Here is a 16097-nt window from a genome sequence, read left to right as displayed (position 1 = left end):
AATAGGGCCGGTCCCGTGCCGGCCTTCCTGGCTGAAGGATGCGCATCATGATGACGGTCGGTTCGGGGCATTGGCGGGAATGGATGGGGCAGCTATGGTGCGGCCCGGCCCCCCGCTTCCGCTGGGGCCGACTGTGGCCGAGGCTGAAAGCGATGAGCATCTGGGGCAAGGTGGTGGGGGGTGTCGCGGGCTTCGCCGTGGGCGGTCCCTTGGGCGCGTTGCTGGGCGTGGCCGCCGGCCATGCCGCCGATGCCTGGGCGTCGCAGCCCTCAACACCCCCTGGAACATCCCCGGGGCCGGACGGCCAACCGGACCAGGCGCGCCCGGATCAAACACGCAGCATGGCCTTCACCATCGGCGTCATCGTGCTGGGCGCCAAGATGGCCAAGGCCGACGGCGTGGTGGACAGGGCGGAAATCGACGCCTTCAAGCGCGTGTTCCAAATTCCGGCGGAGGAGGCGCGCAACGTCGGCCGCATCTTCGACCTGGCCAAGCGCGACAGCGCCGGGTTCGAGCCTTACGCCCGCCAGCTGGCCGGCATGTTCCGGGACCGGCCGACGGTGCTGGAGGATTTGCTGGGCTGCCTGTTCCACATCGCCACCGCCGATGGCCGCCTGCACCCCGCGGAGCTGACCTTCCTGGCCGAAGTCGCCCGCATCTTCGGCGTTTCCGAGGCGACATTCGAGGGCATCCGCCGCATCCACGGTGGCGCCGCCGGCGGGTATGACGACCCGTTGGACGATCCCTATGCCGTGCTGGGCGTGCCCCGTACCGCCAGCGATGCGGAAATCAAGCTGGCCTGGCGCCAGGCCTTGCGCGACAACCATCCCGATACCGTCATGGCCCAGGGCCTGCCGGCGGAGTTCGTGGACGTCGCCACGCAGAAGACGGCCGCGCTGAACGCCGCCTATGACAAGATCCAGAGCCAGCGGGCCGGTGCGCCCGCCGGCCCGCACCAGTAACCCGCATCCCCCAGCAACCCGTACCCTAGAGCTTATCGCTTCCATGGCCCCCACCCCGCCCATCGTCGCCCTGAAGAACGCCCACATCACCCTGGGCGCCACCATCCTGTTCGAGGGCGTGGACGTCGCCATCGGTCGGGGGGACAAGATCGCCCTGGTCGGCCGCAACGGCAGCGGCAAGTCTACCCTGCTGAAGGCCTTGGCCGGATTGGTCGACCTGGACAAGGGCGAGCGCTACATCCAACCGGGTGCCCGCATCGGCTACCTGCACCAGGAACCGGACTTCAGCGGCCACGCCACGGTGGCGGACTTCGTCAGCGCCGGCCTGGTGGAGGACACGCCCTATCGCGTCCAGGCGGTGCTGGATGAGCTGAACCTGCCCGGCGACCGCGCGGCCGCCACCCTGTCGGGCGGCGAGGCGCGCCGCGCCGCCATCGCCCAGGCCCTGGTCAGCGACCCCGACGTCCTGCTGATGGACGAGCCGACCAACCACCTGGATCTGCCCACCATCGAATACCTGGAAAAGGCGCTGCAGACCTTCCGCGGCGGGCTGCTGCTGATCAGCCACGATCGCGCCTTCCTGAACACCCTGGCGCGCAAGACGATGTGGCTGGACCGGGGCACCATGCGCGAGACGGAGCGCCCCTTCGCCGAGTTCGAAGCCTGGCGGGACGAGGTCTTCGCGGCCGAGGACCTGGCCTACGCCAAGCTGGACCGCAAGATCGCGGTGGAGATGAAGTGGCTGCGCGAGGGCATCAGCGCCCGGCGCACCCGTAACATGGGCCGCGTCCGGGCATTGCAGGGCCTGCGCAAGGAGCGGGCGGACCGCAACCGCCAGGGCCAGGTGAAGCTGGCGGTGTCGGAGGGGGAGACCTCCGGCCGGCTGGTGATCGAGGCGACCAACGTCGCCAAGAGCTTCCAGGATGCCGAAGGCAACACCCGAATCATCGCCCGCGACTTCTCCACCCGCATCCTGCGCGGCGACCGGGTGGGCCTGATCGGCCCCAACGGCGCGGGCAAGACCACCATCCTGAAGATGCTGATGGGCGAACTGGCGCCCGACAGCGGCACCATCCGTCTCGGCACCAACCTGGAGACCGTGGTGTTCGACCAGCGCCGGGCGCAGCTGGACCCCAACCAGACCATCCGCCAGGTGCTGCTGCCCTTCGGCGGCGACAGCGTGGTGGTGGGCGGCACGCCGCGCCACGTCGCCTCCTACATGCGTGACTTCCTGTTCGACGGCGGCATGCTGGAACAGCCGACCCGGGCACTGTCGGGTGGGGAGCGCAACCGCCTGCTGCTGGCCAAGCTGTTCGCCCAGCCCAGCAACCTGATGGTGCTGGACGAACCGACCAACGACCTGGACATGGACACGCTGGACCTGCTGGAAGAGGTCTTGAGCGATTATCCCGGCACCCTGCTGCTGGTTAGCCACGACCGTGACTTCCTGGACCGGCTGGTCACCTCCACCATCGCCGTCGAGGGCGACGGCGTGGTGGCGGAATACGCCGGCGGCTACAGCGACTACCTGACCCAGCGCCCAGCCCGCACGCCCGCCGCCGGTGCCGCGCCCAAGGCGGCGGACACCTCCAAGGCGGTGGAAACCCCAAAGGCCAAGCGCAAGCTGGGCTACAAGGAACAGCGGGAGCTGGATCAGCTGCCGGCCCTGATGGACAAGCTGGGCGACCAGGTGAAGAAGCTGGAGGCCAAGCTGGCCGACGCCACCCTCTACGCCCGCGACCCGGCGGCCTTCCAGAAGGCCTCCGCCGACCTGGACAAGGCCCACCAGGACCTGGCCACCGCCGAAGAACGCTGGCTGGAACTGGAGGCCCTGAAGGAGGAGATGGAGAGCGGCGCGTGAGGCCGCTGGACGTCCTGCGCGCCCTGGTCGTCGTGGCCATCTGGGGAATTAATTTTTCCGTTTCCAAGTTCGCGCTGCGCCAGTTCCATCCCATCACCGCCATGGCCATCCGCTTCGCGCTGGTGGCGCTGGTGCTGGTGCCCTGGCGGCGCTTGCCCTTGGCCCATGTGCGGCCGGTGCTGGCCTATTCCGTTGTGTTGGGGGGCCTGCACTTCCCCTTGGTGTTCAGCGGCCTGATGGGGTGCAGCGCCGCCGCGGCCTCGGTCGCCATCCAGTTGCAGGTGCCCTTCGCGTCGCTGATGGCGGCGGTGTTCTTCAAGGACAGGCTGGGCTGGCGCCGGGCGGCGGGCATGGCCGCGGCCATCGCCGGCGTCGGCATCATCGCCTACCACCCCGGCGGCACGGACGATCCGGCCCACCTGGGCCTGGTGGTGCTGGCCGCAGCCGCCTTCGCCTTTTCCAGCATCCAGCTGAAATGGATGCCCGCCATGGACCCCTATACGCTGAACGGCTACATGGCGCTGTTCGCCGTGCCGCAACTGGTGCTGATGTCCGCGGTGCTGGAGGAAGGGCAGTGGCCGGCCATCCAGGCGGCGCCGCCAGCGGCCTGGGCCTCCATCCTGTTCATGGGCCTGGTCTCCACCATCCTGGCCTACGTGCTTTGGTTCCCGCTGATGCAGCGCTATGCCGTGAACCAGACCATGCCCTTCATGCTGCTGGTTCCGGTGTTCGGCGTGGCCGGCGGCGTCATCCTGCTGGGTGAGCCCTTGTCCTGGCACTTGGCGGCGGGCACGCTGGTGACCATCGCCGGCGTGGGCGTGGTGCTGTTGCGCCGCCCCCGCCTGGTGACGGCCCGAACGGCGAGCTGAGAATTCATGGACCTGCGTGACCGCCCTTCCCCCAACCACGGCCCCCGGCCGGAAGGAGCCGCCATCGACATCCTGGTGCTGCACTATACCGGCATGCTGTCGGCCGAGGCGGCGCTGGACCGCTTGTGCGACCCGGCGGCGGAGGTCAGCGCCCATTATGTGGTGGAGGAGGACGGCACGGTCTGGCGCCTGGTGGACGAGGGCCGCCGCGCCTGGCACGCCGGCCGGGGCGCCTGGGGGGACGCGCAGGACGTCAACAGCCGTTCCATCGGGGTGGAAATCGTGAACCCTGGCCACGAGTTTGGCTATCGCCCCTTTCCGCCAGCCCAGATGCGGGCCGTCACCGACCTGTGCCGGGGCATCTTGGACCGCCATCCCATCCCGGCCGGCAATGTCATCGCCCATTCCGACATGGCGCCCGCCCGCAAGCAGGATCCGGGCGAACTGTTCGACTGGCCGGCGTTGGCCCGTGCCGGCGTCGGCCTTTGGCCGGAGGCGGATTTCCGTGGCACGGCATGGAACGGTGGCGAGGCGCAGGTGGCCGCCCTGCTCACGCGCCTGGGCTATGATCCAGCCATCGCGACCTTCACCGAGACGCTGACAGCCTTCCAGCGCCACTGGCATGCGGAGGCCCTGGGCCAACCGGCCGGTGCGGAAACCGTGCGGCGATTGCATAGCCTGCTGGCGCAGTCAGCGCGCTGACCCCCGCCATCGGCGCTTGCATCCCCCCGACGATGCGCCTAGGGTCGCCGCCTGCCAGATGGCCGGATGGCCGCCTTCCGACAATGGCGAAAGCCGTCGGGGGGAGGAAAGTCCGGGCTCCACGGAAGAACGGTGCCAGGTAACGCCTGGCGGGGGCGACCCTAGGGAAAGTGCCACAGAAAGCAAACCGCCTGCCGCCCGCCCTTTCGGGGGACCGGGGGGCCGGCAAGGGTGAAAGGGTGCGGTAAGAGCGCACCGCGCCCCTGGCAACAGGGGCGGCACGGTAAACCCCACCGGGAGCAAGATCGAATAGGGGCGGCACGGCCGGGCAACCGGCCAAAGCATCTTCCGAGCCGCCGCCCGGGTAGGTCGCGCGAGGCGCCTGGCGACAGGCGTCCCAGATGAATGGCCATCCCACGGCCGCCGCCCCTTCACCGGGGGACGGGCCGGAGGACAGAACCCGGCTTACAGGCCATCTGGCAGATTCTTTTTCACGACTTCTTCTGGTGTTTGGTACTTCAGGATTTGGCCGAAGCCGGCCCCTCCCTCGCTACCATGCGCTCCATTCCTTGGGCCCGCGCGCTTGCACGGTAGGCGTGGGAATGTTATCGAATTCCGACAATCGCTCAATTTAAAATCTTCCTGGGGAATTTGGTTCAGAACCCAATTCATGATAATTCCCAAGGCATAACCTCAAGATTTATATTTCTTAACGGAGATATTGTTCGGTGAATTTCCTGAAATCACATGTATTGGTGAATGGACTCATGGACAGGGTGGGCCTCGACAGCGCCACCAGTCACCGACAGTCGCCCCTGCATCCGGTTTCAGGTGTGGTGCTGGGCGTGACGGCCCTCTTGTGGGGGGTGATTCTAGCCGTTAACGCCCCCGGTCAGTTGTCCTACGATTCCGTTGTCCAGTTGAACGAAGGACGGACTGCGACCTATCTCAGCATGCATCCGCCGCTAATGTCCGCGGTGATGGGGCTCGCGGATCGGGTGATCCCGGGGACGGCGCTTTACCTTGCTCTCAGTTCAGCGCTGTTCTTCGGCGCGCTTGCACTTCTGATCAACCGCACGGCGCGCCCTTTGCCGACGATGGCGCTGACAATAGCGGCCTGTTTGACACCTCCTGTTTTGGTTTATCAAGGCATCGTTTGGAAAGACGTCCTATTCGCCAACTTGGCCGTGCTCGCGTTCGCCACCCTGGAAACATTTGGCGCGCCTCCCAAAGGCCGACGCTACATTGCCTATGGGATCGCATGCCTGCTCGCGGCTTTGGCCGCCCTCGTTCGTCAGAACGGCTTCGTCGTCATCCTATTCGTGGCGCTTGCCATCGGTTGGAAGGAATACGTTCGGGTCGCGTCCGCGAAACTAGCCATTAAGGCATTGCGAACCGTGGGCGCCGTCCTTTGTGCCGTTTTCTTTTCCTTGGGGGCCTGCTCACTCTCGAACGGATTGATCCGTGTCACGGCCGTTAAGCAGCAAAGTGTGGTCGGGCTTGGGCTCTTGGTCCTCGCCAAATATGACATCTCCGGCATCATCGCGCGGGAAACAGACATTGATCTGTCCATACTCGCCGAAAGAGGGGTCGATACCGCTAAATTCCAGGACGCGGTTCGCCAGAGTTACACGGCGGAGCGGCTTGACAATCCGCTGAATCCCCATAGCTCTGAAATAGCAGCGGCAGGCTTTTCCCATCTCAGCCCAGCCGAGATCACCCAGCTGTGGCAACAATTGATATTGAGCCACACACGTGCGTACCTGGCCCATCGGATGGCCGTCTTTGCTTGGCTTATGGCTCCCCCCGAACCTGGCCGTTGCTTGCCGGTTCATATCGGAATTTATGGCCCTGAAGACTTGGTCCACAGCCTGGGGCTAAAAGAAGGGGTCCGCCCATCGGATCAGGCTCTTTACAATTATAGCACGCATTACTTTGGCGGCCCCCTCATGAACCCGACATTCTATGTCGTGGTTGCCGTGCTTCTTATAGCTTACCTGCTGTGGCGCCCTATCGAAGGCAGCGCGGTAATGATATGCATGCTGTTGTCGGCGCTCGCATTCGTCGGAAGCTATTTGGTGATCGGAATCGCATGCGACTTTAGATATGTCTATTTCCTGGTGGCAGCGACGATCTCAGTGTTCTTGTATGGCGCCGCCAGAATACCGGTCCCGAATCCCTTCAAAGGCCACCCCAAACGGGGGGATCAGGCAAATAGCCCAAGACAAATCGACTAATACTCTGGGTTTAATGTTCAATATATTTGCGATAAATAATTGCGAGAAAGTGCATGGACTATGACGTGATCGTAGTGGGTGGTGGTTTCTTTGGCATGTATATCTCAGAATATTTTGCCAGAAAAAACCGCCGCGTCCTGCTAGTTGAGCGGGAAACTGAATGCATGCGTCGTGCTTCTTATCATAATCAAGCGCGGGTTCATAACGGTTATCATTATCCGCGTAGCGTCCTGACTGCATTGAGGTCTAGAATCTCATTTCCACGCTTTATAGAAGAATATAATGACTGCGTTGTTTCAGATTTTCAGAAGTTCTACCTAATCGGCTCACCGCTGGGAAAGATATCCGCCTACCAGTTTCAGAAATTCTGCGAGCGTATTGGCGCACCTTGTGAAGCGGCGCCGAACTGGTTGCGCCGGCTCACAAATCCCCATTTCATCGAAGCCTGCTTCTCCACCGTGGAATACGCCTTCGACGCCTCGGCGTTACGCGACACGATGCTTCGGCGGCTGAGCATCGCCTCCGTCGAGATGCGTCTCGGCGCCGTGGTGGAAAACGTGCGTCAAGAATCGAACCTATTGGCTGTCACGATTCGTAAATCCGACTCCTCCGTCGAAGAATTAACCACCGCTCACGTTTTCAATTGCACCTACTCAAACATCAATTTCCTTCTCAGTAACTCAGGTGCCGCCCCCATTCCTTTGAAACATGAAATGACGGAAATGTGCGTTGTCGAGGTACCCGATGAAATCCGGCAGTCGGGGATAACCGTCATGTGCGGACCATTCTTTTCCGTAATGCCATTTCCATCGTTAGGGCTACACACATTCAGCCATGTGCGCTATACGCCCCATTACGAATGGATGGACGAACGGGGCGGCGCTGATGGTGCCCAGAACCGCCTTTTTGATGCCCAACCTCGTGCCAGCGCATGGGAAGCCATGCGCAAGGATGCCGCCCGCTATATTCCCCTCCTGAATGAATGCCGTTACAGCCAATCACTGTGGGAAGTGAAGACTGTCTTGCCACGAAGCGAAACCGATGACTCCCGCCCCATCCTATTCCGTGCGAACCATGGGCTACCCGGCCTGCACAGCGTCCTTGGGGGGAAAATCGACAATGTCTACGACGTTGTCGCAGCGATTGAAGCCAACGGCATTGGACTTTGAGGAGACAGGCCGTGAAGAGCGAACTCTTTGTTTCCGCCGGCATCGTCATCGATCACCCAATCACCTCGCTGGAAGATAAGGTGGGGGCCATCCAGCACACGCTGGACGCCCTCTATACGGATTACGAGATACTGGTGATCGTACAGGGCCCGGTGCGCCAGCAGGTGTCCGATGCACAGGCCGCGGAAATCCTGTCGAAGATTCCCTGCGTCCGCCTCATCCAACTGGCTTTCGCCGTGCCGTCCGATGTGGCCCGGTCTGCCATCATGGAAAACGCGATCGGCGACTTCGTCTTGCTGTTCGACGTCGCGGCAGACCCCCTGGAATTGATCTCCAAAGCCGTGGCCGCCTGCCAGAGGGGCAGTGATATCGTCGTCGGTGTTTCCGCAACGCCTCAGTCCCTATTGTATCGCCTAACCCGGCGCATCGCGTCGCCTTTGCTGGCGTCCATCGATTATCAGTTGCCGGCGAACGCAACGGACTTCAGGTGCGTGAGCCGGCGGGCGATCAACGCGGTCATAAACACCGGCCGCTCTCATCATCAGCTTAATCTTCGCCTGCAAAAGACGGGTTATCCGTCACAATCCATCAGCTATGAACAGACGCCTACCGACCCGAGAGGCAAATCCTTATCGCAGGCGGGCCAGCAGTTCCTCCACCTGCTAGTGTTCAACTCCTCACGCCCTCTGCGGTGGATGTCAGGGGTGGGGTTGCTCGGCAGCTTCATCGCGCTGATCTTCGCCTGCTACAGCGTGGTCATCCGCGTGGTAAAGGAGAGGGTCGTGGAAGGTTGGACAACCACCGTCCTGTTCATGTCCATCCAGTTCATGCTTCTGTTCCTTATTCTTGCCTTCATCAGCGAATATCTGGGCCGCCTTCTTGATGAAAGAAGAGGAATCGCGGAATATGCCGTGGTCTCGGAAAAGAACAGCAAAACAATGGTGAATGACAAACGGGTTAACGTCCAAACCGAATCCATGTTACCATAACAATGTACATACCTGTATTTTGGATTTCATCCCGATACAGATAGAACCAGCGAGACCATTTCTCTCCATAGCTGTTATATATTTATATGAAAATCTGATATATAGCGCCTGCCACATCGACGATCTCGCCTGGCGGTGGCGAGCGCTGGCTGACTTATATTGGAGGGACCATGCCGGACGGGCTCATAGGACATACGGGTTTCGTTGGAACCAATCTTGTAGCCGCCCATACCTTCACGGGTTTGTTCAACTCGAAGAACATCGCCGAACTGGATGGCAAACGTTTTGACGTGCTGGTCTGCTCCGCAGCGCCAGCCACGATGTGGGCCGCCAATAAGGATCCCGAGGGCGACCTTCAGAATATTCGGCGGTTGCTCTCCCACATCGAAAGCGCGCGGGCGGAGCATTTCGTCCTTATCTCGACGATCGCAGTTCTGGCCAATCCCGTTGGCCTGGACGAAAGCACCAATCACTTTGAAACCAGCAAGGCTTACGGCCGCAACCGCCGTGTCCTGGAGGAGGCCTGCGCGGCCCTATTCCAGCGCTGCCATATCTTGCGCCTGCCCGCTCTCTTCGGTCCTGGATTGAAGAAGAACTTCCTCTTCGACATCGCGAACCCCGCGCCCTCTTTCCTGAACCCAGCGCGGTTCGAGGACTTGCTCGGGCGACTACCAAACGCGGCCGTCGGCGTACTTAGAGCCGCTTATGAATTCGATCCCGGTCTGGGAATGTATCGCTATGCGCGGGAGAAGGTTGCCGGGGGGGATCAGGAACTATTGATAGGCGCACTGAGAGCTGCCGGCTTCACCGCCCTGAACTTCACCAATCCTGATAGCAGCTACCAATATTATGGTTTGGCGCGACTATGGTCGGACATCGGTGTCGTCATCCGAAATCAATTGCCGCTCGCCCACCTCGCGCCGGAACCACTAAGTGCTGCCGAAATTTATCAGGCTGTGACAGGCCAGTCCTTCAGCGCGACGGATGCCGCCATCTACCATGAAGACATGAAGACCCGTCATGCCGACATGTGGGGCGGCAGCGGGGGCTACATCCAGGACCGCGCATCAGTCCTGAGCGATATTACCTCCTTCTTCCCCACTCTTGGCACGCCATGAAACTCGCCGTTTCCAACATTGCATGGTCGTATCTCCAGCGCCTGGAGGCCTACGCCATTTTACGCGACCATGGCATCGCCGGGCTTGAGATCGCGCCCGGCCTCTTGTTCGCGGAAGAAGCCGACGTGTTCACACCGGCACGGGACGCGGTCACGGCGCGCTTGGCGGAACTCGACCGCTTCGGGCTGCAACTGGTTTCCATGCAGTCGCTTCTGTTCGGCGTCGAAGGGGCCGACCTGTTCGGGGCGCCGGCCGGAAGGCAACGTCTAGAGCAAGGATTGGTCCGGGCCATTGAGCTGGCGGGTCGGCTGGGCATTGCCAACGTGGTCTTCGGCTCACCAAAACAGCGTGTCATTCCGCCCGGTCTTCCGCAGGAAGACGCGCTCACGATCGTGGGGGACGTTTTCCGCCCTCTCGGCGACCTGGCCGCAACACACGGCGTCCATATCGCGCTGGAGCCCAACGCCGTCGCGTACGGCACAAATTTCATGACGACCTTCGAGGAAACTCTGAAGGTTGTCCGTCACATTGGTCACGCGGCGGTGAGTTTTAATTTCGACGTCGGCGCGCTTTATATGAATGATGCTTTTCATCTAGTCGCGGCATTTGCGCAAGACGCGGCGGAGCACATTTCGCACGTCCACATCTCCTCCGCGAATCTCGCGCCCGCCCCCACGAATGAAAAAGACGCGCGCGCCGTGTTCGCGGCGTTGAAAGGCATTGGTTATGATCGCGCGGTTTCGATTGAAATGAAGGCGGCACCTAATGCGCTGGAAACGCTTGAGGTCTCCGTTGGCTTGCTAACGGCGGCCGCAGATCGGGAGGGGCTACGTTGAGGCGTCCTCAAAGGCCGGCTTTAGATGGTACGCGGGTTGTATCAGCGGGAAATAATGCCCCTGGCCGGCTGATGGCCTGGATAACGCCCCTTATGTCCCCGGAATTGATACGCTTCGCGTCGGTGACCGGCGCTGGCTTGATTGTCGATCTCACCGTCGCGTCCATCATCGTCAATGTGGCGAATCTTCCCCTTGCCGCAGGCACCGTCTCGGGTTTCATCACCGGCGCAATTTTCAATTATATTTTACATGAGCTGTGGACATTCTCCCCTGGGCGAACCGGACGCGGTCTATCGACCGAAAGGGCGTCGCTTTACCTGATGACGGCCCTGGTCGGCCTGGGCGTTCGTCTCGGCTTGGTGGCCGCGATATCCCCGCTGGCAACCAGCCACGTCATGAATCTTGCCGTGCTGGTCGCGGCGGCGGGGGCATCGTTCGTGATAAATTACCTGCTTAGCCGCCTGGTCGTATATCGCCGAGCCGGGATCAATTCCAATTCGGGGGAGTAAAGCAATGGGGGTTGGGTCCAGCCAGCAAGTACATGACTGGCAAGTTCCTTCCTATGAGGCGAATCTTTATAAACCCCGTGGCCATCGGTATGCGCTGGTGATTCCGGTTATCAACGAAGGAACAAAAATCCAGCGGCAGTTGCGCGCGATCGCAGCGGAATCACCGCCTGTCGACGTCATCGTGGCCGATGGCGGCTCGACGGATGGATCCCTCACCCCCGACTTCATCTCCACACTGCCCGTCCGCGCGGTGCTGGTGAAAACCGGACCTGGCAAATTGAGCGCCCAATTGCGCATGGCCTACTCGTGGTGCCTCAACGACGGTTACGAAGGCATCGTCACCATAGACGGAAACGGCAAGGACGGCGTCGAGGCCATCCGACAAATGTGCGCCAAGCTGGACGAAGGATATGACTACGTTCAGGGGTCACGCTACCGCCCGGGGGGAAAGCCGAGAACACCCCGCTGGAACGGACGATCGGCAATCGCTTGATCCACGCGCCGCTGCTCAGCATTGCCGGGCGCCACTGGTTCACTGACACGACGAACGGCTTCCGTGCCTATTCAAAGCGCTACCTGTCAGACCCGCGGGTGGCTCCGTTCCGCGACGTTTTTTCGCGGTACGAGCTGCTTTTCTATCTGACGGCGCGTGCCGGGCAGCTAGGATATCGCGTCTGTGAAATTCCGGTGCGCCGCAGCTATCCCGTGGGTGAGCCGACGCCGACGAAGATCAACGGCTTCAAAGGCAAGCTTTCCATCTTTAAGGAACTGTTCCACGCCGCTTCCGGACGCTTCAATCCATAATCGGCACCTGTGGACCGGTGGCCGCCACCATCTCCAGAAACAGCGGAACCAGCACGGGGTCGAAATGGCAACCTGCCTGGTCCTCGAGATAGGCGGCGACCGCCTCCAGGGACCATGCCGGTTTATAAGGCCGGGGGGACAGCAGGGCGTCGTAAACATCCACCAGGGCGACGATCCGCCCTTCCAGGGGAATGGCGGTGCCGGTCAGGCCCCGCGGATAGCCGCTTCCGTCCCATTTCTCGTGATGCGTCATCGCGATGCTGGCCGCCAGCCGCAGCAGCGACGACCCGTTCGATCCAATGATCGCCGCGCCCCGTTCCGGATGGGTGCGCATGATGGCCATCTCTTCCGCATCCAGCTTGCCGTTCTTGAGCAGGATACGGTCGGGAATGGCGATCTTGCCGATGTCATGCATGGGCGCCGCCAGCCGGATGGCGCGGCACGCGTCTTCGCTCCAGCCCAAGGCGCGGGCCAGCGCCTCGGCAAGAAGGCCGATCCGCCGCACATGCCCCCCGGTTTCCTGGTCCTTGTATTCGCCCGCCACGCACAGTCGGTCCAGGATGGACGCCTGATCGACAAGGGCGATGTGGGTTCGCACGCGCGCACGCACCAAGGCGGCTGAAATCGGCTTGGTGAGGTAGTCGGTAGCGCCGGCCTCAAACCCTTTGGCCTCGTCCTCCACCGTGCCCATGGCGGACACGAAGATGATGGGAATGTGGCGCAGCTCAGGCTCGGCCTTCAGGCGGCGGCAAACCTCATATCCGTCCATGTCCGGCATCATGATGTCCAGCAAGATCAGATCCGGCCGGTGCCTGCGCGCGGCGTCCAGCGCCTGTTGCCCGCTCTTGGCATACACCAGGGCGTAGTTGGCCGAAAGGATGTCCCGCAGCACATGGAGGTTCACCGCCTCATCATCCACCACCAGGACTTTCCAGAGCTTATCCACGGGCGCCCTCCCCTTGATGGCCGCCTTCGGCGACGGCGCCCGCCATCGCGCCGGTCATGCCGGTGGCCAGGGCCCGTGCCTGCGCGAATTCGAAATCGGCCACCAAGCGGCGCAGCGGCACCAGGGCCTTCAGTTCCAGCCCCGCCATACCCAACCGATCCAGCACCGGCTCGATCAAATCGGGGTCGTCGCTTTCCAGCACCTGGCACAACGCCGTCATTTCCCGGGCGATCTGAGGGGTCGCCCGGGCGAGCGCCCCGATGCGGGGGCCCCCTTCCGGCATCGGTTCGCCACCGTCGTGGGGCACGAGTTGCTGGGCCAAGGCGCCCAGCGCGTCGAAATCGAGCGGCTTGGTCATGTAGGCCGTCATGCCGGCCTCAAGGCATTCCCTGCGCTCGGCGGAGCAGTCGTTGGCGCTGAGCGCGATGACGGGCACGTGCCGGCCAGTCTCCCGTTCGAACTCCCGGATCAGGCGCACGGCGGCCTTTCCGCTCAGCCGTGGCATCTGGACATCCATGAGGATGATGTCGAACGCCAGCTGACGGGCCTTCTCCACCGCCTCCCGGCCGTCATGGGCCCGTGTCACGTCATGGCCCTGCGCTAACAAATGGATTTCGGCCAGTTCCAGGTTCTCCGACACGTCATCGGCCAACAAGACCTTGAACCGCCTGTATGGACTTGCGGCGGGCCGCGACGCCGCGTCCGGACAAGGGGACGATGGCTTGGAAAGCGCCGCCATCCGTGACGATGCCGCCGGCAAGGGGAGGCACGCGCGGAATGTGCTACCGAGGCCGGGCTCGCTTTCGACACCGACTGTGCCGCCCATCAAATCCACCAGTTCCTTGCAGATGGATACCCCCAGCCCCAAACCACTGAAGCGGCGGGTCGCGGCATCATCCATCTGATGAAAGCGATCAAAGACGTGAGCCGCCTGCTGGGACGTCAGGCCGATGCCGGTGTCGGCCACCGAGATTTCGACCATGCCCTGGGCCGCTGGCCCGGCCTTCAGCAGGACCCGGCCGGCCTGTGTGAACTTGATGGCGTTCGCCATCAAGTTGGTCACGATCTGGCGGACACGGACGGAATCGCCCAAGTGGGACAGGGGCAAATCGTCCGCATAGTCGAATTGCAGGCTGATGTCCTTTTCGCGGGCCTTTTCCCGCACCAGGTCGACACAGGCCCGCAACTCACCCCGCAGGTCGAATATCACCGGCTCCAGCGCCAAGCCGCCGCTCTGCAGCCGGGACAGGTCCAGGATGTCATTGATCAGCGCCAGCAGCGACTTGGCGGCCTTGTGCGCCATCAGGAGCTGGCGGTGCGTCTCCACTCTCGTCTCCCGCTCCAGCACGAGGCCGATGAAGCCGAGCACGGCGTTCATGGGAGTGCGGATTTCATGGCTCATATTGGCCAGAAAACGGGTCTTGGCCTCATTGGCCGCCCGCGCCTCCTTCAGCGCCCCTTCCAGCATGCGGTTGGCGGTGGCGATTTCGCGGGTTCGTTCGGCCACCTGGCTTCAAGGTCAAGGCGATGGCGCTCAAGCTCCCCGGCGGCCCGCTTCCGCTCCCCGATGTCGCGGGCGATCTTGGACGCGCCGACGATCACGCCGTGGGCATCGCGGACGGGCGAGACCGTGACCGAGACATCGACCCGCCGTCCATCCTTGTGGCACCGCACGGTATCGAGGTGACCGACAATCTCACCCCTGCGGATACGGTCCAGAATACCCGCTTCTTCCGACAGGAGCTCCGGCGGGAACAGGGCCGTGACCGGCCGGCCGACCACCTCCGCGGCCGTGTAACCGAACATCCGCTCCGCGCCGGGATTCCAGCTGGTGATCAAGCCGTCCAGCGTCTTGCTGACGATGGCGTCGTCGGAGGAGGTCACGATGGCAGCCAATGTGGCGCCGTCCCGCTGCGCGTCCGCCATCTCCTTCAACTTCCGCCGCCAGCCCGCCTCCATCTTTTCCTGGCGCCGCAGGATCATCCGCCAAATGGCGGCACAGAGAACAGCCGACAGGAAAAATGCGGCCAATGCCATATACGTCCGGGCCGACAGCACCGGGATATGGGCATGCTCATGTCCGGTCACGAAGGCCACCAGTAAAGCCACGCCCGCCACCAGCCAGGGAAAGACGCGGGCCTTCCGCGTTGGCGGCACGTGCCCGTCCGACCCATCGGTTTCGATTTTCACCTTGTCCATGGATGAGCCGCCCATCACTGGCGCCTTCAAAGGCCGTCGCGGGCTAATTGGTCGCACCTGTTTGCTTAATTTTATATTTCCATCGCTCGCCGAACCCTCCACTGTTACTGGTTCAATGGAATAGGTTTGCTTTACCCGCCAAAATTATAGGGTTCAAAGCACGCCATCCCTTCGCAGAGGGTGGGCCAACCCGCCCTTCCCCACCCCGCCGCATCACCCAAGACGCCTGCGGGTGGGGCGCGGAACACATCGCCGGGGAGCGCGGCATCAGTCACCCAGGACATGAAAGCGGCCGTGACCGCGGTTGAAACACGCCGGCATCCGGCAGGCTGACCAAGCCGGCCGGGCAGGTGGGACGGCATGGGAAATCCCGTCACAAATCCAGTGACTCCATGCCGGGATGGGACGGCATGGGATTTTTGGTCGGTTTTGGGCGCCGCATGGGAATTCATGGGAAAGGGCGGTGAAAGCTTCCTCGGCGCCTAGATATGGCGGCCTATGACCTTTCCCTTACCATATTTGGTGCTGGGCCCTGAACCGACGAGTACTTGGGCCTAAAACCAACACCCGAATAACCAAGGTGGCTTATCCAAAAGATTTGGGCGCCGTTTCACTAACGGCCGCCTGACGACCCCCCTTATCCACAGGATAGGTATCTCCTATCCGAAGGCTATTAGATTCGGCGGAAACCCACGAATATATGGCGCCAGAACCTACCCGTTCGATTTAGATGCGTCCGCAAGAAGAACGTTTTCCACAACTGTGGAAAAACTCCCTGTGGACAAGCATTGAGCCGAGTCATCCCATTGACGCCCATAAGTTCCCATGCTACCCCATATGGACCCAAAAACAGGGCGCGCATGCCTATCCGGTCTTACCCGGACGAGCGACGCATT

15 protein-coding genes and 1 other RNA gene are annotated in these 16097 nt (G+C 62.2%); 13 read left to right on the top strand and 3 right to left on the bottom strand.

Translation table 11 applies throughout. From position 1 onward, the window contains the following. Nucleotides 1-47: 47 nt before the first annotated feature. The 13 genes from UAJ10_RS15015 to UAJ10_RS14955 all read left to right on the top strand — a co-directional run bounded on the left by UAJ10_RS15015 (nucleotide 48) and on the right by UAJ10_RS14955 (nucleotide 12056). A complete protein-coding gene (locus tag UAJ10_RS15015; protein WP_322916088.1) occupies nucleotides 48-962 on the top strand; it encodes a TerB family tellurite resistance protein in 915 nt (304 codons plus the stop codon). A 43-nt stretch (nucleotides 963-1005) separates the two neighbouring features. Beyond that, nucleotides 1006-2823 (top strand): ATP-binding cassette domain-containing protein, encoded by a 1818-nt coding sequence (locus UAJ10_RS15010; protein ID WP_322916087.1) that lies wholly within the window; start codon nucleotides 1006-1008, stop codon nucleotides 2821-2823. Then, nucleotides 2820-3692, top strand: coding sequence for a DMT family transporter (locus tag UAJ10_RS15005; protein ID WP_322916086.1), 873 nt, complete (start codon nucleotides 2820-2822; stop codon nucleotides 3690-3692). Before UAJ10_RS15010 ends, UAJ10_RS15005 begins: the two co-directional genes overlap by 4 nt. 6 nt (nucleotides 3693-3698) lie before the next feature. Continuing rightward, nucleotides 3699-4394 (top strand): N-acetylmuramoyl-L-alanine amidase, encoded by a 696-nt coding sequence (locus tag UAJ10_RS15000; protein WP_322916085.1) that lies wholly within the window; start codon nucleotides 3699-3701, stop codon nucleotides 4392-4394. A 54-nt stretch (nucleotides 4395-4448) separates the two neighbouring features. Next, nucleotides 4449-4878: RNase P RNA component class A (gene rnpB / locus UAJ10_RS14995), an RNA gene on the top strand. A gap of 244 nt (nucleotides 4879-5122) precedes the next feature. Next, nucleotides 5123-6631 carry a hypothetical protein gene (locus UAJ10_RS14990; protein WP_322916084.1) on the top strand — a complete coding sequence of 503 codons (1509 nt, stop codon included), beginning with the start codon at nucleotides 5123-5125 and terminating at the stop codon, nucleotides 6629-6631. 53 nt (nucleotides 6632-6684) lie between these two features. Continuing rightward, entirely contained in the window at nucleotides 6685-7800 is a 1116-nt protein-coding gene (locus UAJ10_RS14985) for an NAD(P)/FAD-dependent oxidoreductase (protein WP_322916083.1), read from the top strand. Nucleotides 7801-7811: 11 nt separating this feature from the next. After that, nucleotides 7812-8789 carry a glycosyltransferase family protein gene (locus tag UAJ10_RS14980; RefSeq protein ID WP_322916082.1) on the top strand — a complete coding sequence of 326 codons (978 nt, stop codon included), beginning with the start codon at nucleotides 7812-7814 and terminating at the stop codon, nucleotides 8787-8789. A gap of 170 nt (nucleotides 8790-8959) precedes the next feature. Beyond that, nucleotides 8960-9907, top strand: coding sequence for an NAD-dependent epimerase/dehydratase family protein (locus UAJ10_RS14975; RefSeq protein ID WP_322916081.1), 948 nt, complete (start codon nucleotides 8960-8962; stop codon nucleotides 9905-9907). Continuing rightward, entirely contained in the window at nucleotides 9904-10743 is an 840-nt protein-coding gene (locus UAJ10_RS14970) for a sugar phosphate isomerase/epimerase family protein (protein ID WP_322916080.1), read from the top strand. The genes UAJ10_RS14975 and UAJ10_RS14970 overlap by 4 nt, the downstream gene beginning before the upstream one ends. A 92-nt stretch (nucleotides 10744-10835) precedes the next feature. Beyond that, complete coding sequence (locus tag UAJ10_RS14965; protein ID WP_322916079.1) at nucleotides 10836-11252, top strand: GtrA family protein; 417 nt, start codon at nucleotides 10836-10838, stop codon at nucleotides 11250-11252. A 4-nt stretch (nucleotides 11253-11256) separates the two neighbouring features. Then, a complete protein-coding gene (locus tag UAJ10_RS14960) occupies nucleotides 11257-11745 on the top strand; it encodes a glycosyltransferase (protein ID WP_322916078.1) in 489 nt (162 codons plus the stop codon). Then, nucleotides 11742-12056 (top strand): glycosyltransferase family protein, encoded by a 315-nt coding sequence (locus UAJ10_RS14955; RefSeq protein ID WP_322916077.1) that lies wholly within the window; start codon nucleotides 11742-11744, stop codon nucleotides 12054-12056. Before UAJ10_RS14960 ends, UAJ10_RS14955 begins: the two co-directional genes overlap by 4 nt. Here UAJ10_RS14955 and UAJ10_RS14950 read toward each other — a convergent pair. From UAJ10_RS14950 to UAJ10_RS14940, 3 genes are read right to left on the bottom strand one after another with little or no spacing between them, the layout of a single operon-like run. Further along, nucleotides 12046-13002 (bottom strand): response regulator, encoded by a 957-nt coding sequence (locus UAJ10_RS14950; protein ID WP_322916076.1) that lies wholly within the window; start codon nucleotides 13000-13002, stop codon nucleotides 12046-12048. The genes UAJ10_RS14955 and UAJ10_RS14950 overlap by 11 nt on opposite strands. Beyond that, nucleotides 12995-14509, bottom strand: coding sequence for an ATP-binding protein (locus UAJ10_RS14945; RefSeq protein ID WP_322916075.1), 1515 nt, complete (start codon nucleotides 14507-14509; stop codon nucleotides 12995-12997). The genes UAJ10_RS14950 and UAJ10_RS14945 overlap by 8 nt, the downstream gene beginning before the upstream one ends. After that, the gene (locus UAJ10_RS14940; protein WP_322916074.1) at nucleotides 14452-15201 is read right to left on the bottom strand and encodes a PAS domain-containing protein; all 750 of its coding nucleotides are present in this window, start codon (nucleotides 15199-15201) and stop codon (nucleotides 14452-14454) included. Before UAJ10_RS14940 ends, UAJ10_RS14945 begins: the two co-directional genes overlap by 58 nt. Nucleotides 15202-16097: the final 896 nt, after the last annotated feature.

Source organism: Nitrospirillum guaranorum (assembly GCF_034653275.1).
Taxonomy (GTDB): Bacteria; Pseudomonadota; Alphaproteobacteria; order Azospirillales; family Azospirillaceae; genus Nitrospirillum.
Note: the sequence above shows the minus strand (reverse complement) of the source record. Positions and strands in the feature narration are given on the sequence as shown.

Bases quoted from the DNA above. Each gene is read 5' to 3' on its own strand.
- UAJ10_RS14985 (WP_322916083.1), top strand. From the start codon at position 6,685: ATGGACTATGACGTGATCGTAGTGGGTGGTGGTTTCTTTGGCATGTAT.
- UAJ10_RS14975 (WP_322916081.1), top strand. From the start codon at position 8,960: ATGCCGGACGGGCTCATAGGACATACGGGTTTCGTTGGAACCAATCTT.
- UAJ10_RS15015 (WP_322916088.1), top strand. From the start codon at position 48: ATGATGACGGTCGGTTCGGGGCATTGGCGGGAATGGATGGGGCAGCTA.
- UAJ10_RS15000 (WP_322916085.1), top strand. From the start codon at position 3,699: ATGGACCTGCGTGACCGCCCTTCCCCCAACCACGGCCCCCGGCCGGAA.
- UAJ10_RS14965 (WP_322916079.1), top strand. From the start codon at position 10,836: ATGTCCCCGGAATTGATACGCTTCGCGTCGGTGACCGGCGCTGGCTTG.
- UAJ10_RS14960 (WP_322916078.1), top strand. From the start codon at position 11,257: ATGGGGGTTGGGTCCAGCCAGCAAGTACATGACTGGCAAGTTCCTTCC.
- UAJ10_RS14970 (WP_322916080.1), top strand. From the start codon at position 9,904: ATGAAACTCGCCGTTTCCAACATTGCATGGTCGTATCTCCAGCGCCTG.
- UAJ10_RS14940 (WP_322916074.1), bottom strand. From the start codon at position 15,201: ATGGACAAGGTGAAAATCGAAACCGATGGGTCGGACGGGCACGTGCCG.
- UAJ10_RS15010 (WP_322916087.1), top strand. From the start codon at position 1,006: ATGGCCCCCACCCCGCCCATCGTCGCCCTGAAGAACGCCCACATCACC.